Consider the following 17,682-nt stretch of genomic DNA (forward strand, 5'->3'; position numbering starts at 1 on the left):
CTCAAGGTTGCCTCAAAGCGGTGACCAGGGCCTGGACCACGTAACTACCCGCCCGCTCGTTCCCGAGAAGCTCGAGGGCAAACTCCAGGCGGATCTCCATCCAGTCCCCTGTGGGGCCCGTCTGGGTGTAGACGATCTGAGGGGTGCCGTCGGCCCTAAGCCAAAGCCCCCCGTTCACCCGGTAGAGGACCTGTCGGGCAGGCAGAAGCAATACCCCGTTTTGGTCCTTGAGGTCTGGGATCTGCAGGAGGAGGCTCCAAACCCCGGGGGCGTTGGAGAAAACCTGTACCGGGAGGATGCCACCTTCCAGGTTACTGGCGGGGTAGGTGGCGGGGAAGGCCTTGGGGGGATAGTCCTTAAGGTCAAAGGCGATCTGGGTGGTGGGGGTGCGGAGGGCGATGGTCTCGGGGATCAGGGTCTGCACGATCCAGGTGGCCTGGGCCAGGGCTGGGGTAGCCAGCAAGAGGAGAAGGGTCAGCCAACTTCTCATGGGGTATTTCCTTTCTCCCCCTCGTCCGCAGGAGGCGCGGGAGGGGCGGCCAAGGGGGTGCGCAGGGTAAAGGGGAGGTCTGCGGCCACGTCCTTGGTGGGGTCGCCGTAGTTGAGGATGGCCAAGGCGGTGTAGTTGCCCACGGGCAAGGGACCCACTAGGGCGACGGGCAGGATGCGTACCTGGCCTGGAAGGACCACCACTTCCTCCACTTCCACCTCCGCCACCTTGCGACCTGCTCCGTCCCGCACTTCAAAGCGGCCCGAGAGCTTTTGGGCGGTGTTTCCCGTGTTTTGGTACTGGACGGCAAAGCGATAGGGCTCCCGAGGTTCCCGTGGGGGACTGGGCACAATCCCGGTGATGCGCCCTGAGGTTGTTAGAGGGGGCACGTTCACGTAGAAGACGTGGGCCATGCGCACCCGGAAGTTGGCTAAGGGGACCCCGGGAGGTGGGTTAGGATCCTCGGATTCCAGGAAGAGGATGCCCCAGTGGGTGCCCGAGGTGGCCTCCTTGGGAACGGTGAGGGTGTAGGTGAGGGGCCGGCTCTGCTTCGGCTCAAGCAGGAACTCCGCCGGAGCAAAGGTGACCCATGGGCTTGCGCTTACCTTCAAGGCGCCTGTGGGGAGGAACTGGATCTTTCCCATGGGGTCGTAGGTCCAGTCCCCCAGGCTGGCCCTTACCCGCACCGGACGGGTGCCCACGTTGTAGACCGTGAGGGTTTGGGTGAGCACCTCCCCCGGCTTGGCCTCCTTGAGGAGGACGGGGGGCTCTACACCCAGGGTGCTTTGGGCCAGGGCGCCGAGGGCCAGGGTGAGGAGGAGGGGAAAGATTCGCTTCATGGTTCACCGAAAGGGCGAAGGCCTGGCCCCAGGGCCAGGCCTTCAAGGTCGCTTACCAAGCAGTCGTGGCCAGGGTGTAGGTGAGGTTCGCGGTGCTCTTGCCCCAGAGATCGCTGTTGACCTTGACGGCCACCACCACCAGGTCATCCAGCCAGCTCTTGTAGCCGCACCGCTCGGGGTTGTTGCCGGAACGGGTCCCCGTGGGGCCGGCCTGCAGGTTCCGGGGCACCAGTTCCAGGCTGGCGCCATTGGGAAGCTCGTAGAGGCCCGTGGCCGCGCCGAAGGTGTCGCAGGGGTTGTCCTGGATGTAGAGGTGCTGGATCCCTTGGGCGCTTTCGGGGTCGTTGCGGTTCACGGTGAGGTGCCACTGCTTCCCGTTAGAGAACTTCTGCAGGATGAAGGTGCGGTAGCAGACGAAGTAGTTCTTGCTCCCCGGCACCAGCTCCCCGTTCTTATCCAGCTTGATGGGGGGATAGGCGGTCACCGCCCCGCCCCCGTTGATGCTGATGTTGGGCCAGGTGGCCGTGCTGTAGCTGGTGCCCAGGGGCAGGGTCTGCACCTGGTTGTAGAAGTTGTCCCCCAGCTGGGTCTTCACGTCCTGGTCCGTAAGCCCGTAGACGCAGACCATCTGCCCGCCGAAATCCGGGGTGGAGTTGGGCCAGTTGGCCCCGTCCAGCCCCGTGAGGTCAAAGGTCAGGGTGGTCACGTCCAGGTGCAGGGCCGTGGCCTTGGGGAGGATGAGCTCGATGGTCTGGTTCACGGCGGCCGAGTCGGCGCCCTTGGCGTAGGCGTCGGGGCCGTTCCCCTTGGTGGGGGCCACCGTGGGGGCCTGGGCCAGGGCCAGGGGTGCCAAAGCCAATACTGCTACCAAAATGCCTTTGCGCATATATCCCTCCGAATCTGCCCCTCGAGGTGGTGGCCTCTCAGGACGCCCTCACCCTAAGGGGAAGGGCGTTACGGGGGCGTTACGGGAAGGAGGCCCGTGGCTCAAAGAGCCTCTGGGTTCGTGGTAGAATGAAGGGCAAGGAAGGTAACGCTTTGAAACGCCCCCTTAACGATCCGGTTTATGCCCTGCCCCTTTTTGGCCGGGCTCGGGTGGTTTCCCAGGGCACGGAGCTGCGGGTTTCCCGCAAGGGATTGGCCCTGCTTTACTACCTGGCCCTGGAGGGGCCCACCTCGAGGGGCCGCCTGGCCGACCTCCTTTACGGTCACGGCTCGGCCCTGCAAAACCTTCGGGTGGAGCTCCACCGCTTAAGCCAAGCCTTGGGACGGGAGGTTTTCCCCAAGGGGCAGGACCCTTTGGGTTTGCCTTCCTGGCTCAAGCTGGAGACCTTGGGGCACGGGGAGGTTCTGGAGGGCCTGGAGGATGTGGGGGGCTTGTGGGAGTGGGTGCAGGAGGTGCGCACCCGCTACGAGGCCGTTCCTGGCCTTTCCTGCCGTCAGGAACTCTTGCGGGAGCTTTCCCCTTTGCGCCCTCCCTTTCTCTTGGTGTTAAGGGGGCGCCTTGGGGCAGGCCAGCGCCAGCTGGCCCAGGAGCTGGCCCGGGTTCTGGGCTTGGCCTTCCACCAAAGCCTGCGCCCGGAGGGCTTGGTCTACCTGGAGTCCCCCTATCCCCAGGTGCCCTTGCGGGAACTCCTGCGCTCCAAGGCCTTTTTGGTCCTGAGCCTGGACCCCGGGGAGGAGCCCCGCTTCTTCCTGGAGCTTCGCGCCCACTATCCTCCGGAGCGCATGCGGGTGCTGGAGCTATCCCCGTTACCCTGGCTCGAGGCCCGGCAGGGGCTCTTGGCTGGATATGGCTTCCAGCAAGCTGCCAGGGCCTACTTCCTGGCGGGAGGTCAGCCCGAATGGATCCCCGAGTGGCTGGTTTCGGCCAGCTTTCCTCAGCGCCTTCTGGCTCAGCTTCGCCTGCAAGCCCGTTGGCTTAGTGAACCCGCCCGCGTGGCCCTGGAGCGGCTATCCGTGGCCTTTGGGCCCATTCCCGAGCAGGTCCTGGACGCCCTGGGGGCCCTGCCTTACCTGGAGGAGCTGGAGCGCAAGGGATGGCTGGTTTACGGGGAAGGCTACGGCTTTGCTAAGGAGGCGGAGCGCCGCTTTTTTTATTCCGCTCTCCCTGAAGGCCGAAGGCGCGAGCTCCATGAGCGGGCGGCCACCGCCTTGGCTCTTGCGGGTCATAACCAGGAGGAGGCCCTGCACCGGAAGGCCTTGGGGGAGGGGTACGAAGGCCTCCTTGGCCCACGCCTACGCCAGGCCCTGTTTGGGGAAGGGAGGGTTTGGGAAAGAAGGGGGTTGGGACGGGAACTGGCCTTGCTCGTACAGGCCGGCCAAGGGGTCTTCCCTTTGGGACAAGGGTTTGGCCTGGCCCTTTTGGAGCCCACGGATAGGGTCCACCTGGACTTTGCCTCCTTGGAGGAGGAGGCGGTGTTGGAGCTGGTGGGAGAAGCCTATGCTCCCCAGGACTCCTGGGGCCTTCTTTTGGCCTTGCGGGGGGCCTGGGGGGAAAGGTATATCCGGCTGGAAGGGGCTTTCGCCCACCGCATGCTCCTTCCCCCTGGGCCTTTCCGCCTGCGTTTTTCCGGTTTGGGGGTGGCGGAGTTTTCCCTGCGGGCTCATAGGATCGGGCGTGGGGGTGGGAGACTGGCGTTGGACAAAGGTCTAGTGGAGGTCTGGAACCTAGCGGCGAAGAAGGGTGAGGAGGTTCCAAAGCAGGGTGAGGAGAAGGGAAAGGACCAGGGCGGAAGCAATGGGGATGTATACCTTTAGCCCGTCCCGTTCTATGCGGATATCCCCCGGCAGGTGGCCGAACCAGGAGAGAAGCTTAGGGGCATAGAGGAAAAGGAGTCCCAAGAGGACCAGGGGGCTGGGCTTTCAAGAGGGTTTGATCCGAATGGCTCACGCCTTGTCCCTCACCTCCAGATGGGCGGTGAGGGCAGCCCCCAGAAGCCCTGCTTCCCCGCCCAGAAGGGCCCGGCGCAAGGGGGGTACCTCCCAGCCCGAGAGGTAATGCCGGTAGGTTTCCTCCAAGGCCTCCCAGTACGCCTGGGGGGCGTTCAGGGCCAGTCCCCCGCCCACCACCACCACCCCGGGGTCAAAGGCCTTGACCAGGCTGGCCAGGCCGATTCCCACGTAGCGGGCCGCCTGCAGGAGGATGCGCCTTGCCTTGGCCTCGCCTTCCAGAAAAAGCTGGAAGAGCTCCTTGGTGTCCACCTTCCGGTGGTAGGCGTAGGAGGCCTCCCGCTCCAGGGCCCTGCCCGCGGCCAGGGCCTCGAGGCACCCCTCCAGCCCGCAGCCGCACACCGGCCCCCCAGGGAGCAGGGTGATGTGCCCTAGCTCCCCCCCTTGCCCCCTTTCCCCCCTCAGGACCCTTCCCCCCAGAACCACTCCGCCCCCGATTCCGGTGGAAACGGTGAGGAAGAGGGAGGTATCCTCTCCCCGGGCTGCCCCCAGGTGGTGTTCGGCCAAGGCGGCGGCGTTGGCGTCGTTTTCCAGGTACACGGGCCTACCCGTGGCCTCTTCCAGAAGGCGGCGGATGGGAAAGTTCACCAGGCCCCGGATGTTGGGGGTAAAGCGGATCACCCCCTCCTTGAAGTCCAGGGGACCCGGGGTGCCCAGGCCGAGGGCCACCCCCTTCACCCCGGCCTCCGCCTCCGCCTGGGCCGTGGCCTCGGCCAGGGCCTGTACCACCGCCATCCCCCCTGCGGCGGGGGTGGGGAGGACCACCTGGGAAAGAAGCCTTTCCCCGTCAAAGACCCCGGCGGCGATCTTGGTGCCCCCTAGGTCCAGGCCCACCACGGTCATGGGATCTCCTCCTCCAGGGCTACCTCCGCCTCCCCCAGAAGGGCCTCGGGCACAAAGAGGTTCACATCCCCCATGTAGGTGCCCAAGGCGGCCTCGGGCAGGCCGGAAAAGGGGGTTTCCAGGATGACGGGGATGCCCCTGGCCTGAAGCCTCGCCTTCACGCCCTCGGCCACGGGCCGGGGGGCGGTAAGGAGCTTGCGGTAGGGGATGCCGGCGATCAGGCGGCGTTCCATAAAGCCTCCACCAGGCGCACGTAGTCCTGGGCGGCCCCTTCCACCTCGGCCAAGGGGATATGCTCCCTGGGGGTGTGGGCCAGGGAGGGGTCCCCCGGGCCGTAGCCCAGGACGGGAGCCCTGGCTCCCAGGTAGGGGGCGTCGGTGGTGAAGGGCCAAAGGCCGGCCCTTTCCTGGCCCAGGGCCTTAAGGGCCACCAGGAGCAAGGGGTGGTCCTCCGGCAGGCGGTAGGGGGGCCAGAGGGCGGGGATGAGGAGGCGCACCTCTCCCGAGGCCCGCTCCTCCTCGGGGATGTAGACCGAGGCATCCCCCAGGGCCTTGAGCCTCTGCAAAAGGCCCTCCAGGTCGGCCTCGGGTTCATAGCGCACGTCCAGGTACAGGCGCACCACCCCGGGGGTCTGGTTTTTGGCCCCAGGGTAGGTATCCACCCGGGTGGGGGTGAGCTTGAGGCCGGGGGGAAGGGGGAGCTCCCTTAGGGCCAGGAGGTACTCCCCCAGGCCGAAGAGGGGGTTTTCCGGGCCCGAAAGGGCGGCGTGGGCCTCCTCCCCCTCAAAGTCCGCCCAGACCTCCGCCCGGCCCCGGTGGCCCCGCATGAGCCTTCTTCCCGAGGGTTCCCCCAGGATGAAGGCCAAAGGGGAAAGCCTTTCCGCGGCGTGGCGGCTTCCCAAGCCCCCCACCTCCTCTTGCACCGTGGCGAGGAAGCGCACCCGCCCCTTGAGGGGTTTTTGCGAAAGGGCCTCGAGGGCCAGGAGCATGGCCACCAAAGGGCCTTTCATGTCCACCGCCCCCCGGCCCCAAAGGGCACCCTGGGCTACGGCGCCCTGGGGGTAGGGCCAGTGGGCGGGGTCCCCCGCGGGCACCACGTCCAGGTGCCCGGTTAGGACCACCTCGGGTTCCTTCTCCCCCAGAAGGGCCTCCACGTTTCCCGCCTCGTCCAGGGTGGCCGCCAAGCCCATGCCCTTAAGGGCCTCCAGGAGAAGGGCCGCCGCTTCCCCTTCCCTCCCGGGGAGGCTTTCCGCCTGGAGGAGGCGGGAAAGAAGCCGGATCCAGTCCACCCCCCTATCCTACACCCCGGCCCAAGGCGGCCATGTAGAGGGCTATCCCTAAGGCCACGGAGGCGTTCAGGGACTCGGCCTCCTCCCGGATGGGGATACGGAAAAGCTCGTCGCAGCTTTCCCTCACCAACCGGCGCATCCCTTCCCCTTCCGAGCCCACCACCAAGGCCAGGGGCCTTTGGAAGTCCAGCTCCTTGGGGGTTTTCCCCCCCCGTAGGTCCAGGCCGTACACCCAAAGCCCCCTTTGCTTGACCTCCTCGAGGGCCCGGGGAAGGTTTTTCACCTTCACCACGGGAAGCTTTAAGGCGGCCCCGGCGCTGGCCTTCAGGGCCAGGGGGGAAAGGGGGGCGCTTCGGCGCTCCTCGGAGACCACCCCGTGGGCCCCTAGGGCCAAGGCGCTTCGGATCATGGCCCCGTAGTTCCTGGGGTCGGTGATGCCGTCTAAGAAGACCAAAAGGGGAGGCTCCTTGCGGGCTTCCGCCAGAAGGAAGGCTTCCTCCAGGGGGGCGTAGCGGGGCTCCTCCACCTCCGCGGCCAGGCCCTGGTGGTGGGTGGTCCTCAGGAGGGTGTCCAGCTGGATGCGGGGCACCAGGGTGTACTCCGCCCCCAGCCTCTCCAGCTCCCTCAGAAGCCAGGCCTCCACCCCCCTGGCCACCAGAACGCGCCTCACCCGGCCCTCCTTCAGGGCCTCGAGGACCGGGTTCCTTCCGTAGATCCACATGGCCTGAGTTTACGGCTGGGTATTATGGGGGTGAAGGAGGCGAGGCATGTACAAAACCATCCTGATGCCCACGGACGGAAGCCCCTGTAGCTTCCAGGCCCTGGAGCAGGGCCTTTCCCTGGCCAAGGCCCTGGGGGCCAGGGTTCACTTCCTCTACGTGCTGGAGAACCCTGCCCAAGCCATCTGGATCGCTCCCGAGAGCGTCCCCTATGGCCTCGAGCTCCTGGAGGACCTGAAAAAGGCGGGGGAGGAGGCCATCGCCAAGGCCCTTAACCTGGCCCAGGAGAAGGGGGTGGAGGCCACGGGGGAGGTGAAGGAGGGGGTGCCGATACCCACCATCGTGGAGGCGGCCAAGGGGTTTGACCTCCTGGTCATGGGCACCCACGGGCGCACCGGGCTGGACAAGCTCCTTTTGGGCTCGGTGACCGAGGGGGTCTTGCACCGGGTGGGGATACCCGTTCTGGTGGTGCGGTGCCGTTAACCCCACCCTGCCCGGCCCCGGGGTGGGGTGGGAGCCAGGGCCATGAGGATGCGGCTCCTTAGCGTTTTCGTCTCCTCCAGGGTTTCCCCGGATGACCCCTTGTACCCTCGCCTGGTCCGCTACGGGGAGGTGCTGGCCGAGGAGGGCTTCGGCCTGGCCTGCGGGGGCTACCAGGGAGGGATGGAGGCCTTGGCCCGGGGGGTGAAGGCCAAGGGGGGGATGGTGGTGGGGGTTACGGCCCCAGCCCTTTTCCCTGAGCGCAAGGGGCCAAGCCCCTATGTGGACCTGGAGCTGCCCGCCCCTTCCTTGCCCGAGCGTATCGGGAGGCTTTTGGACCTGGGGGCGGGGTACCTGGCCTTGCCCGGGGGGGTGGGAACCTTGGCCGAGCTCACCCTGGCCTGGAACCTCCTCTACCTACGGCGGGGCTGGGGACGGCCCCTGGCGGTGGACCCCTACTGGCTTTCCCTCCTTAAGGTCCACGGGGAGATCGCCCCGGAGGACCTGGCCCTTTTGCGGGTGGTGGCCGGCGAGGAGGATTTGCGGGCGTTTCTCAGGAGCCTATGAGCGAAACCCTTGTGGTGTACGTGCCGGATTTGGGCCAGGGGGTGAGCTTTTACCAGGCTTTGGGGCTGGCCCTCGAGGAGCTGATCCCGGAACGGGAAGCCCTTTTGGCCCCCCTCGAGGGGCCCCTGCTCCTCCTGCGCCCGGGGAGCGGGGGAGTGGAGCAGGGGCCCAACCGCCCCCGGCCCGAGGGGCAGGGGTTTGCCCGGGTGGGGGTGGAGGAGGGCCGCCTGGTGTTCTTGGTGGAGAACCTGGAGCACGAAAAGCTTCGGCTTTCCAAGTACGGCCTTTCCTTCCGCGAGGCAGGGGAGCACCTCCTCCTCTTTGACCCGGGGGAAAACCCGGTCTTGGTGCGGGAGCCTCCCCTGGAAAAGCATTCCTGACCCAAGGAGATCCATGAAGCTTTGGCTTTTGGACCTGGACGATACCCTTCTTGTGGACCACCGGGTGAGCGAGGAGGTTTTAGGCCGCTTGGGGCAGGAGGTGGGGGTGGAGGGGCTACCCCAGGCGGTCCGGAGAAGGGCAGAGGGGTTCTTCCGGCAGGCTCCCTTCTACCCCTGGGCGGAGCGCATCGGCCACTCGGCCCTGGAGGCCCTTTGGGCCCGCTACTCCACCCCGGGGCTGGAAGCCCTGGCGGCGTGGGCCTGGCCCTTTCGGGAAAGGGTTTTCCGGGAGGCCCTTAGGGAGCTTGGCGGTCCTGTGGAGCGGGCAAGGGAGCTGGCGGAGGCCTTTTTTCAGGAGAGGCGCCGCTACCCCCTTTTCCCCGAGGTGCCGGACTTTTTGGAAGCCCTGAGGGCCAAGGGCGCCATCCTGGTCCTCCTCACCAACGGGGTGCCGGACCTGCAACGGGAAAAGCTCTTCGGGGCAGGCCTGGGGGAGGCCTTTTCCCTCGCCTTGGTTTCCGGGGAAGTGGGGCTTGGCAAACCCGATCCCAGGCTTTTCCGCATGGCCCTTTGCGCCTTTGATCTGGCCCCGGGGGAGGCGGTGATGGTGGGGGATAACCCCGAGCGGGACATCCAGGGGGCCCTTTTGGCGGGCCTCAGGGCGGTCTGGGTGGACCGGGGCCACCGCCCCAAGGACCCCCGGTATCCCGCCCACCTGGAGGTGCGGGACCTGAGGGAGGCCCTGCCCCTTTTGGGGGTTTGACCCTCCTCTGCCCTGGGTTCTGGTGCCCTTTGTGATTTTCTTCCGGGGACCAAGGGCTTGCCGGGATAGCCTTGGGCTATGTTCGAGGCGATCCTCTTCGTGCACAACCTGGTGCGTTGGGCGGTCTTGGCCTTTGGCCTCCTGGCCCTTTGGCGCTTTAGGGCCAGGGAAGGGGCCTTTTTCGCCCACACCCTCACCCTGCAGGTGGTGTTGGGGATCCTCTTGGCCTTCGTAAGCCCTCTCTTTCAGGGGGCCTTGGCCAACCTCGAGGCCACCATGCAAACCCCGGGCGAGGCCCGCTACTTTGTGGCGGAACACTGGGTGGGGGGGCTTGTCGCCCTGGGGCTGGCCCACGCGGGGCTTTCCCAGGCGCGAAAGGGAAGACCCCAGGCCCGGATTTTCTTCGCCCTGGCCTTGGCCCTCCTCATCCTTTCCATTCCCTGGTTCCGGCCCCTTCTTAGGCTCTAGCCCAGACCGGTAAGCCTCCCCTAAGGGGGCCACCTGGTTCATCTTGGGGAAACGCTCGGGTAAACCGCCTGCCCGCTGGGGTTATGGCCTCACCCTAGGGTGGACCTTCCTCCAGGTAGGCCACCGCGGCGTAGCCCACCACGCGGCTTGCATCCTTAGAGGCCTCGGCGCTGGTGGCATAGGCGAGAAGCGTGGGCTTCCAGCCCAAGCCCCTGGCCAGGGCGGTGAGGGTGGCCCAGGGAAGGTGGCCGCAGGCTTCCCCTTGGGCCACTCCCTCCACGTCCAAGGCCAAGGCCTTTCCCAGGGTCTTTTGATCCCGGCTTCTGGCCACGGGGTCGGGATGGTAGTGGGAAAGGTCGCTGGAAGCCACCACCAGGTCCCCTTCCCCCAGCTCCGACAAGAGGGCCCCGGCCACCCCTTTAGGGTCCACCTCCCCGAAGAGGAGGGGGAGGATGGGCGTCTTGGGCAAGGCCACCTGGAGGAAGGGGAGGAGGACCTCGAGGCTATGTTCCTCCCGGAAGGGCTCCTCGTAGATCAAAAAGGGAGGACCCTTGGCCACAAGCCGGCTTCCCCCTTCCAGGTCCACCGCCACCTCCCCCAAGGGGGTGGCCCAGGCCCGGTAGGGGTAAAAGGCCACCCCCAAGAAGGGCACGAAGTGGCTGGGCCCCAGGAGGAGGATTCTCCTCGCCCTTCCCCGCCAGGCGGAAAGCACCTTAAAGCCCTCCGCCGCCACCTTCCCCGAGTAAGGGTAGCCGGCATGGGGGGAAAGAAGCCCCCTTGCCCTTGGGTCAGGGGGGGCTTGGGCTCCTTGCAGGAGACCTTCCACCTCCTGCCAAAGGCGCCTTGCCTCCAGGGGGTAGAAGTAGCCTGCCACCGCCGGCGGCCTCACCAGGTCCATACCCCGGGAATCCTCCTCCCGCACCCCGGGCAGACCCCGGGGACCTGCCAAAGGGGCTCCACCCGAAAGCCTAGGCGGCGGAGGAGGAGCCTTCCGCAATCCGGGCAGCGGGTGGAGCTTCTTTCCTCGTCCAGGACGTTGCCCACGTACACAAACTTAAGCCCCTCCTCCTTGGCGATCCCATAGGCCCGCACCAGGGTGCTGTGCCGGGTGGGCCTCAGGTCCAGCATGCGGTAGTCGGGGTGGGCGGCGGTGAGGTGCCAGGGGATCTCGGGGGAAAGGCCCTTGAGGAAGCGGGCCATGGCCCGGACCTCCTCCGGGGAGTCGTTGTAGCCCTCCAGGAGGAGGGTGGTCACCTCCACCCAGACCCCTTGGGCCACAAGGTGCTCGAGGCTCTCCAGGACCGGCTTCAGCCGGGCCCCGCAGATCCTCCGGTAGAACTCCTCGGTGAAGCCCTTCAGGTCCACGTTGGCGGCATCCAGAAAGGGGTGGATGTACTCCCAGGCCTCCTTGGTTTCAAAGCCGCTGGTGACGAAGACGTTTTTCATGCCCCGTTCCTTGGCCAGCTTGGCCGTGTCGTGGGCGTATTCTATCCAGACGGCGGGCTCGTTGTAGGTGTAGGCGATGAGCCTCACCCCCAGGGCCTCGGCCTTCTCCACGATGGCCTCGGGGGGCCAGTCCTCCCCGATGGGCCGGTTTAGGTGGCCTTCTGGCGTAACCTTGAACTCCCGGAACTGGGAGATCTGCCAGTTTTGGCAGAAGGCGCAGAAGAGGTTGCACCCCACGGTGCCCAGGGAAAGGATTCCTTCCCCGGGATGGAAGTGGTAAAGGGGTTTTTTCTCCACCGGGTCCAGGTGAACCGCGGCGGCCTTTCCATAGGTCACCAGGTACAGCCTGCCCCCAAAGTTGCGCCGGACGCCGCATTTCCCCGCTTCCCCTTCCGCGATGGCGCAGTAGTGGGCGCAGGCCCGGCACTGCACATAGCCCCTGGGCAAGGGGCGTTTAAGATCCGCTTCCCTGAGGGTAACCGTCAGGGTCATTTCATAGGCTTCTCATCCCATGGTACCACGCCCAGGGGGTTTCCCTCCCATGGCAAGCCTTAAACTGATCCCGTGCCCGCTTTCCCCCCCAGGGAGGAAGGGGACTTTGCCTCCCTTGTTCCCCAGGAGGTGTTGCGCCGGGGGCTGGCCTATTACAAGGAGGGCCGGGTGCTCAGGGTCTACCGGGTGGGGGAGAAGGTGTTGGGCCTGGTGCAGGGCTCCGCGGAGGTGCCCTACCAGGTGGAGGTGGGCCCGGGGCTTTGGGGCCATTGCACCTGCCCCTATCCCGAGTTCCCTTGCAAACATGCGGTGGCCCTCCTCTACGCCTATGTGGAGGGAAAGGCCCCGGACCTGGCACCCCTGATTGAGGCCCTGGCCCCTGAGGAGGCCAGGGGTCTCCTGAAGGGGCTCGCCCTCCTTCCCGAGGTGGGCCTTTACCTGGCGGAAGCCCTGGCCCCAAAGAAGGCCTTCCTGGAAGGGGTGAAGGACCTGCGCCGGGCGTTTAGGCTGGGGGGAGGGGAGGGGGAGGCCCGGGCCTTGTCCTTGCGCCTGGACCGGGTAGGGAGGGAGGAGGTGGAGGCCTACCTGGAGGCGCTGCTGGGAGCCCCCTTTGACCCGGAGCCCTACTTGCGGATAGCCCTGGAGCGCTACCTGTCCCTTACCCCTAGGCTTTCCTTCCTCCTGGACCTTTACCTGAGGTACCCTTCCGAGGCCTTGCGGGAGGCTTTCTTGGGGGTGGCGGGGGAAAGGGGGGAGGAGGCCCTCCAGCTTCTAAGGGGTGGGGACGGCTTGGAGCTTAAGCGGGCCCTTAGGGCCGAGCTTCTCTTTCGCCTGGGGCGGGTGGAGGAGGGGCTTGCCGCCTTGCGGGAGGGACTGGAAGGGGTTGAGGACTACCTCCTTCTGGTGGAGCGCCTTGTGGCCCTGGGCCGGGTGGGGGAGGCCTTAAGGTATGCGGAGGAGGCCCGGGACTGGTTCGGCAAGGACCCCAGGCTCCTGCCCCTTCTGGACCTTTTGGTGGCCCATCGGGGGCTTCCTGAGGACCACAGGGCCCGGTTTGAGGTGAGGCCGAACCTCGAGGACTACCTGGCCCTAAAGGCCAAGCTGGGCCGGGGATTTTTTGCGGAGCGGAAGGCCCTTCTGCGCCGGGTGCAAGACCCTGTCCTCCTGGCCCGCATCTACCTCCTCGAGGAGGACTGGAAGGCCCTGGACCGCCTCTTAAGGGGTGCTCCCCTCGAGGCCTACCCCCGCCTGGCGGAGGTCCTGGAGGAGAGGCTTCCCGAGGAGGCCAAAGGGCTTTACCGGGAGGCGGCCAGGCGTGAGGTGGAAAGGGGAAGCCGCCAGGCCTACCGCCAGGCCCGGGTGCTTCTTGAGCGCCTTTCCCGCCTGGACCCCAAGGCGGCCAAGGAGGCGGCCTTGGCCCTGGTCCTGGCCTACCCCAGGCGGCCTGCCCTGAAGGAGGAACTGGCTCCCCTGCTGGGCTAGGGGTTCTCCCGGGGGCATGGATGTCCTGGGCTTATCTCTTTTCGGGCAGGATGCGGAAGGGCTCCTCTTGTTTGGGGGGAGTCCCCCGGTAGGGTTCTCCTTCTCGCCTAATCGCTGTGCACCACACGATCGCGCTCCCCGGCAGGCCGTAGCCTGCTGGGTGGGTAAAAATATCGCTATGGAGCGCTTTCCCTGGGTGGAGGTTTTCCGGGGCCTGGCCATTTTGGAGGTGGTCCTGCATCACGTGACGGGCCGCTTCCTGCGGGAGCTTTCCCCGGGAAGCCTAGAGTGGCACCTCCTGGCGGCGGCGAACCGCACCCTGCACTTTGCCGTGCCCGCCTTCCTCTTCATGACCACCCTGGTCTTAGGAGCCAGTTTCCTAAGGGAGTTCCGTTTAGGCCGCTATCTGAGAAACCGGGCCCTTCGCCTCCTATGGCCCTACCTCCTCTGGAGCGGGGTTTATCTGGCCTTCCGCTACTGGGATTATGGGGTTTTTCAGCCGGAACGCCTTCCCCACCAGCTCCTTTGGGGAAAGGCCTACTTTCACCTCTACTTCCTGGCGGTGGCCCTGCAGCTTACCCTCCTCCTGCCCCTTTTCCTTCCCCTCCTAAGGCGGCGGCCCCCGGGCTGGGCCTTCCTCGTCCTGGGGGTGGGGCTTACCTTGGGGGTCTACTTCCTGAACCGCCACTACTGGCTTTTGCCCTATCCGGCCAGCTTCGTTCTTTGGTACACCCCAGCCATTGCCTTGGGGCTTTACTTGGCAAGCCGCCTCGAGCACCTACCCCGTCTTCTCCGCCTTTGGCCCCTAGCCCTTTTCGTGGCCGGGCTTGGGCTATGGGGGTACTTGCCCTTGGCTCTGGAGGTGCTTAAGCGCCTCCCCGTGAACACCTTCCTCTACCAGGCCTCCCACTGGCTGTACACCACCGGCATGGCCTTCCTCCTCCTGGCCTTGGCCTACGCCTTGTCCCGTACTCCCCTGCGGGCACCCTTGGCCTTTCTGGGGCGCTATTCCTTACAGATCTACCTGGTCCACCCCATGGTGGTGCGCCTTCTGGAGAAGTACCCGGACTTTCCCGAGCCCTTGGGGCTTAAGCCTGCTTTTGTCGTCTACCTGGCCTTGGCCCTCCTCGTCCCCCTTTCCCTGGCCTACCTCCTGGGGAGGGCCAGGGTGTCCCCCGCCATCTTCGGCCGATGAGAGCCTTCGCGGTTTGGCTCTTGGTCCTATCCCTGGGCCTATTCTGGGGGCTAGGGTGGGCAAGCCCGGGGCTTAAGCGGGTGGAGGGGGGTGTGGTCTATGGGCGGGATGGCCTCACCCTGTTCGCCCAGGTATGCCCTGCTCGAGGGGCCGCGGACCGGGCGGTGATCCTGGTGCCCGGTGGGTTCGGCCCACCCACGGCGGACATGGAAAAGCGGTGCCGTCTCTACGCGGGAAAGGGAGTTATGGCCCTGGTGCCCCACCTGAGGGGCCGGGGGAAAAGCGAAGGCAAGCCCACCGGCTGCCTGGAGGAGGCCGAGGACCTGGCCCTTCTGGCCCGCCTGCTGACGAGGCTTGGGATAAGGTACCACGCCTATGCCGGTTACTCCTTGGGAGCCTGCGTGGCCCTGAAGGCAGCGGCCTTGGAGGGGAGGGCCAGGGGCGTGGCCTTTGTCATCGGCCCCGTGGACTTCGCCGAGCAGGTGGAGATCCTACGCCGAACCCGCCCGGATGCCCTTGCCCGCTGGCGGGAGGTTTTCGGTGGGCTTCCAGAGGATTGCCCGGACTGCTACGCCCGGCAGAGCCCCTTGCCCTATGCCCCCCGCCTGGGGGCTCCCCTCCTCATCCTGCATGCGGGCAACGACCCCCTTATCCCCCCCACGCAGGCCTGCCGCCTGAGGGATGTGCGGGAGAAAGCAGGCCGCAGGGTGTACCAGGTGGCCCTGACCCGGGAGGGCGAACCCTGGACCCGGCCCCTCACCAAGGGTCGGGCCTGCCTTAGGCCCACGGGGTTTGGCCCTTGGGAGGAGGACCACCTAATCCTTTTCCCCGACCTCCACCATGCGGTGACCCCTGCCATGGAGGCCTTGGTGGAACGGTTTGTCCTGGCCCGGCTCCGTTAGGGGGTCAAAAGGGGGATGGCCTGGGCCAGCATCCGCCTAAGAAGGGGTTCTAAGGTCCTTGCTTCCTCCTCCGTGTAGGCATGGAGCTCCACCGGAAGGCCCTTAAAGGCCTTCCACGCCAGGCGGTGGAGGAGGGCCTTCGTAGATGAGGAGAAGGTCCACGTCGCTTCCCGGTAGCGCCCGGCCCGTGGCCCAGGAGCCGAAGAGGTAGGCCTGTCGTAGGGCTTAGCACCCTAAGCCCCTCCTTCAGGCGCCTTAGGATTTCCTCCTTAGTCCATGGGGGGAAGAAGACCCTGGCAGAAGGCATAGATTTCCTCGGTATAGCGCAAAAGCCTTTCGGCCTCAGGGCGCCGGTACCGCTCAAAGGGGGCTCCTTCGGGGAGGGCATCGGGATAGCGGGTGGGGATGTAGGCCTTATCCAGCTCGCTGGCCCCATCTAGTAGGGCCTCGCTTACGGGTGCTTCTGGGTTAGCTCCTGCAAAAGCCCCAGCACCGCATGCCCCCAGGCCACGGCGCCCATGTGCTGAAAAACCGCCTTAACCGCTTTCGCTGCTGCTTGTTGGGCGGAGAAGGTGGCCCACCCGTAAAACCCCTTTTTCCAGGCGAAGCGGGCGTGTTCCAGGTCCCTTCGGGCTTGAAGAATAAAGTCCCGGCTTCGCTGCACAAGGGCAGTATAGCCCATTCCGATTGACAAGCGGAGACGCTTGCCGCATAGTAAAGGTTGCGGCCATACCTTGGAGGGTTGGCCGAGCGGTTGAAGGCGGCGGTCTTGAAAACCGCTGTGGGCCTCCAGCCCACCGGGGGTTCGAATCCCTCACCCTCCGCCAGAAGGCTTGGAGAGGTGGCCGAGTGGTCGAAGGCGGCACCCTGCTAAGGTGTTGTACCGGGAAAACCGGTACCGCGGGTTCGAATCCCGCCCTCTCCGCCACAGGGCCCGGTCTTGGACCGGGCTAAAGTTTTGGTCATGCTGGCCTTGCCCTTGCCTCCCCTAAAGCCCTGCCGCTTCCTGGAACGGAAAAACCGCTTCCTGGTGGCGTCGGATGTGGGTCCTTTGCACCTTCCCAACTCCGGGCGGATGGCGGAGCTCCTCCTACCCGGAAGCCCTTGCTTTTACCATCCCAGGGTCACCCCCAAGACGGTGGGGCGGCTTCTTCTTTTGGAAAGCCGGGGTGTGCTGGTGGGGGTGGATGCCTCCTTGGCCAACCGCCTCCTGGAGCTCCTTTTGAAGGAGGGGGTTTTCGGCTCCCTTGCGGATTTGAGGAATTAGGTACGCCTGGAAGGGGAGAGGCTGGACTTCTCCGCCCGGATCGGGGGTAAGGAGGCTTTATTGGAAGCCAAGAACTGCAACCGGGTTGAGGGAGGCCTGGCCCTTTTTCCCGATGCCCCCACCCTCCGCGGGGCTAGGCACCTTAGCCTATTGGCGGACTTCGCCCGGGGTGGGGGCCTCGCCTATGCGGTGTGGATGGTCCAGCATCCCCTGGCCCGGGCCTTCGCCCTAGACCCTGAGGACCGGGCTCTTCACCGGGCAGCCCAGGAAGCGGAGCGGGCTGGGGTACAGCTCCTGGCCTACCGGGTGCGGCCGACCCTCGAGGCCCTCCACCTGGAGGAACAGCTCCCCTGGATCTGGCTACCCTCCCAGGAGAATCTGGAAGGCCACCATCAGGGCGGCCGCTAGGGTGAGCACCGTGGCCACTCCTTCCGCCTTGGCTTCCCTCAAGGCTTCGGGGAGGATCTCTGCCGCCACCATCCAGATCATGGCCCCGGCGGCGAAGCCCAGGCCCACGGGGAGGGCGGGCTTGAAGACCTCCACGAAGAGGAAGGCGGGCACGGCCATAAGGGGCTGGGGCAGGCTGGAGAAGACGCTCCAAAGGGCAGCGCCCAGGACGCTAACCCCCCTGGGGATCAGGACCAGGCTGATGGCCAAGCCCTCTGGGATGTTGTGCACGGCGATGGCCAGGGTGATGAAAACCCCCAAAGCCTCCCCACCCCCGAAGGCCACCCCTACGCCGATCCCCTCGGCAAAGGAGTGCAGGGTCATGATCCCCACCATCATGAGGGCCTTGCGGGCATCCAGGCCGTTCAGGTTTCCGAAGCTCACCTCCCGGCCGTGGAGAAAGCGGTGGGAAAGCTGGATGAAGAAAAGGCCCAGCACCACCCCCAAGAGGGTGCGGCCCAGGTGGTAGTGCACCCCCTCGTAGATGAGGCCGAAGCTGGCTGAGAGCATCAGGCCGGCGGCTGCGGCGTTGGCCAGGCCCAGGTGGTGGGCCAGGATGCGGCGGGTGGAGAGAAAGGGCAGGGCCCCTAGACCGGTGGCGATGGCGGTGAGGAGGGCGTACAGGAAAACGGTCCAGGGAGAGATGGATGTGGGTTCCATGC

At 66.1% G+C, this 17,682-nt stretch carries 22 protein-coding genes, 2 tRNA genes and 2 pseudogenes; 13 read left to right on the forward strand and 13 right to left on the reverse strand.

All coding sequences use genetic code 11. The features are described 5' to 3' along the window. Position 1: 1 nt before the first annotated feature. From L0C59_RS01235 to L0C59_RS01245, 3 genes are read right to left on the reverse strand one after another with little or no spacing between them, the layout of a single operon-like run. Positions 2-490: a hypothetical protein gene (locus L0C59_RS01235; RefSeq protein WP_243089340.1), complete on the reverse strand. Its 489-nt coding sequence runs from the start codon at positions 488-490 to the stop codon at positions 2-4. Next, positions 487-1,329: a DUF916 domain-containing protein gene (locus L0C59_RS01240; RefSeq protein WP_243089341.1), complete on the reverse strand. Its 843-nt coding sequence runs from the start codon at positions 1,327-1,329 to the stop codon at positions 487-489. The genes L0C59_RS01235 and L0C59_RS01240 overlap by 4 nt, the downstream gene beginning before the upstream one ends. Positions 1,330-1,381: 52 nt before the next feature. After that, positions 1,382-2,215, reverse strand: coding sequence for a hypothetical protein (locus L0C59_RS01245; protein ID WP_243089342.1), 834 nt, complete (start codon positions 2,213-2,215; stop codon positions 1,382-1,384). Between the two features lie 152 nt (positions 2,216-2,367). On the opposite strand from L0C59_RS01245, the gene L0C59_RS01250 reads away from it, so the two are divergent. Then, positions 2,368-4,089, forward strand: coding sequence for a hypothetical protein (locus L0C59_RS01250; protein ID WP_243089343.1), 1,722 nt, complete (start codon positions 2,368-2,370; stop codon positions 4,087-4,089). Here the strand turns inward: L0C59_RS01250 and L0C59_RS01255 are convergent. From L0C59_RS01255 to rlmB, 5 genes are read right to left on the reverse strand one after another with little or no spacing between them, the layout of a single operon-like run. Further along, a complete protein-coding gene (locus tag L0C59_RS01255) occupies positions 4,000-4,182 on the reverse strand; it encodes a DUF2905 domain-containing protein (protein ID WP_243089516.1) in 183 nt (60 codons plus the stop codon). The genes L0C59_RS01250 and L0C59_RS01255 overlap by 90 nt on opposite strands. 36 nt (positions 4,183-4,218) lie before the next feature. Next, positions 4,219-5,124: a glucokinase gene (locus tag L0C59_RS01260; protein WP_243089344.1), complete on the reverse strand. Its 906-nt coding sequence runs from the start codon at positions 5,122-5,124 to the stop codon at positions 4,219-4,221. Then, positions 5,121-5,357, reverse strand: coding sequence for a hypothetical protein (locus tag L0C59_RS01265; protein WP_243089345.1), 237 nt, complete (start codon positions 5,355-5,357; stop codon positions 5,121-5,123). The genes L0C59_RS01260 and L0C59_RS01265 overlap by 4 nt, the downstream gene beginning before the upstream one ends. Continuing rightward, positions 5,342-6,412: a M20 family metallopeptidase gene (locus L0C59_RS01270; protein WP_243089346.1), complete on the reverse strand. Its 1,071-nt coding sequence runs from the start codon at positions 6,410-6,412 to the stop codon at positions 5,342-5,344. Before L0C59_RS01270 ends, L0C59_RS01265 begins: the two co-directional genes overlap by 16 nt. 4 nt (positions 6,413-6,416) lie before the next feature. Beyond that, positions 6,417-7,133: a 23S rRNA (guanosine(2251)-2'-O)-methyltransferase RlmB gene (rlmB, locus tag L0C59_RS01275; RefSeq protein WP_243089347.1), complete on the reverse strand. Its 717-nt coding sequence runs from the start codon at positions 7,131-7,133 to the stop codon at positions 6,417-6,419. Between the two features lie 46 nt (positions 7,134-7,179). On the opposite strand from rlmB, the gene L0C59_RS01280 reads away from it, so the two are divergent. The 5 genes from L0C59_RS01280 to L0C59_RS01300 all read left to right on the forward strand — a co-directional run bounded on the left by L0C59_RS01280 (position 7,180) and on the right by L0C59_RS01300 (position 9,789). Continuing rightward, the gene (locus L0C59_RS01280) at positions 7,180-7,614 is read left to right on the forward strand and encodes a universal stress protein (RefSeq protein ID WP_243089348.1); all 435 of its coding nucleotides are present in this window, start codon (positions 7,180-7,182) and stop codon (positions 7,612-7,614) included. Positions 7,615-7,662: 48 nt separating this feature from the next. Beyond that, positions 7,663-8,178 (forward strand): LOG family protein, encoded by a 516-nt coding sequence (locus L0C59_RS01285; RefSeq protein WP_243089349.1) that lies wholly within the window; start codon positions 7,663-7,665, stop codon positions 8,176-8,178. Beyond that, the gene (locus L0C59_RS01290; protein WP_243089350.1) at positions 8,175-8,558 is read left to right on the forward strand and encodes a VOC family protein; all 384 of its coding nucleotides are present in this window, start codon (positions 8,175-8,177) and stop codon (positions 8,556-8,558) included. Before L0C59_RS01285 ends, L0C59_RS01290 begins: the two co-directional genes overlap by 4 nt. 13 nt (positions 8,559-8,571) lie before the next feature. Further along, the gene (locus tag L0C59_RS01295; RefSeq protein ID WP_243089351.1) at positions 8,572-9,321 is read left to right on the forward strand and encodes an HAD family hydrolase; all 750 of its coding nucleotides are present in this window, start codon (positions 8,572-8,574) and stop codon (positions 9,319-9,321) included. 78 nt (positions 9,322-9,399) lie between these two features. Further along, positions 9,400-9,789: a hypothetical protein gene (locus tag L0C59_RS01300; RefSeq protein ID WP_243089352.1), complete on the forward strand. Its 390-nt coding sequence runs from the start codon at positions 9,400-9,402 to the stop codon at positions 9,787-9,789. 94 nt (positions 9,790-9,883) lie between these two features. Here the strand turns inward: L0C59_RS01300 and amrB are convergent, their stop codons facing one another. Both amrB and amrS read right to left on the reverse strand, forming a co-directional pair. Continuing rightward, positions 9,884-10,687: an AmmeMemoRadiSam system protein B gene (gene amrB / locus L0C59_RS01305; RefSeq protein WP_243089353.1), complete on the reverse strand. Its 804-nt coding sequence runs from the start codon at positions 10,685-10,687 to the stop codon at positions 9,884-9,886. Continuing rightward, positions 10,675-11,727: an AmmeMemoRadiSam system radical SAM enzyme gene (gene amrS, locus L0C59_RS01310; RefSeq protein WP_243089354.1), complete on the reverse strand. Its 1,053-nt coding sequence runs from the start codon at positions 11,725-11,727 to the stop codon at positions 10,675-10,677. The genes amrB and amrS overlap by 13 nt, the downstream gene beginning before the upstream one ends. A 72-nt stretch (positions 11,728-11,799) precedes the next feature. Here amrS and L0C59_RS01315 point away from each other — a divergent pair, with 72 nt between their 5' ends. The 3 genes from L0C59_RS01315 to L0C59_RS01325 all read left to right on the forward strand — a co-directional run bounded on the left by L0C59_RS01315 (position 11,800) and on the right by L0C59_RS01325 (position 15,306). Beyond that, positions 11,800-13,209, forward strand: a complete 1,410-nt coding sequence (locus tag L0C59_RS01315; RefSeq protein WP_243089355.1) for an SWIM zinc finger family protein — start codon at positions 11,800-11,802, stop codon at positions 13,207-13,209. A 178-nt stretch (positions 13,210-13,387) separates the two neighbouring features. Beyond that, positions 13,388-14,404, forward strand: coding sequence for an acyltransferase (locus L0C59_RS01320; RefSeq protein WP_243089356.1), 1,017 nt, complete (start codon positions 13,388-13,390; stop codon positions 14,402-14,404). Continuing rightward, positions 14,401-15,306, forward strand: coding sequence for an alpha/beta hydrolase family protein (locus L0C59_RS01325; RefSeq protein ID WP_243089357.1), 906 nt, complete (start codon positions 14,401-14,403; stop codon positions 15,304-15,306). Before L0C59_RS01320 ends, L0C59_RS01325 begins: the two co-directional genes overlap by 4 nt. Positions 15,307-15,408: 102 nt before the next feature. On the opposite strand, the pseudogene L0C59_RS01330 reads toward L0C59_RS01325, so the two are convergent. Both L0C59_RS01330 and L0C59_RS11185 read right to left on the reverse strand, forming a co-directional pair. Beyond that, positions 15,409-15,486 (reverse strand): annotated as a pseudogene (locus tag L0C59_RS01330) (hypothetical protein); the annotation flags it as partial. 89 nt (positions 15,487-15,575) lie between these two features. After that, positions 15,576-15,970 (reverse strand): annotated as a pseudogene (locus L0C59_RS11185) (HEPN domain-containing protein). A gap of 72 nt (positions 15,971-16,042) precedes the next feature. Between L0C59_RS11185 and L0C59_RS01340 the strand changes: the two are divergent. The 4 genes from L0C59_RS01340 to L0C59_RS01355 all read left to right on the forward strand — a co-directional run bounded on the left by L0C59_RS01340 (position 16,043) and on the right by L0C59_RS01355 (position 16,981). Continuing rightward, positions 16,043-16,133 (forward strand) — tRNA-Ser (locus tag L0C59_RS01340). 8 nt (positions 16,134-16,141) lie between these two features. Then, positions 16,142-16,234: transfer RNA gene (locus L0C59_RS01345), tRNA-Ser, on the forward strand. Between the two features lie 36 nt (positions 16,235-16,270). Next, positions 16,271-16,573 (forward strand): PDDEXK family nuclease, encoded by a 303-nt coding sequence (locus L0C59_RS01350; RefSeq protein WP_243089358.1) that lies wholly within the window; start codon positions 16,271-16,273, stop codon positions 16,571-16,573. Between the two features lie 60 nt (positions 16,574-16,633). Beyond that, a complete protein-coding gene (locus L0C59_RS01355) occupies positions 16,634-16,981 on the forward strand; it encodes a DNA/RNA nuclease SfsA (RefSeq protein ID WP_243089359.1) in 348 nt (115 codons plus the stop codon). Here the strand turns inward: L0C59_RS01355 and L0C59_RS01360 are convergent. After that, complete coding sequence (locus L0C59_RS01360) at positions 16,934-17,680, reverse strand: ZIP family metal transporter (protein ID WP_243089360.1); 747 nt, start codon at positions 17,678-17,680, stop codon at positions 16,934-16,936. The two genes, L0C59_RS01355 and L0C59_RS01360, sit on opposite strands and share 48 nt — an antisense overlap. Positions 17,681-17,682 lie beyond the last annotated feature (2 nt).

The organism is Thermus neutrinimicus (genome assembly GCF_022760955.1).
Taxonomy (GTDB): Bacteria; Deinococcota; Deinococci; order Deinococcales; family Thermaceae; genus Thermus; species Thermus neutrinimicus.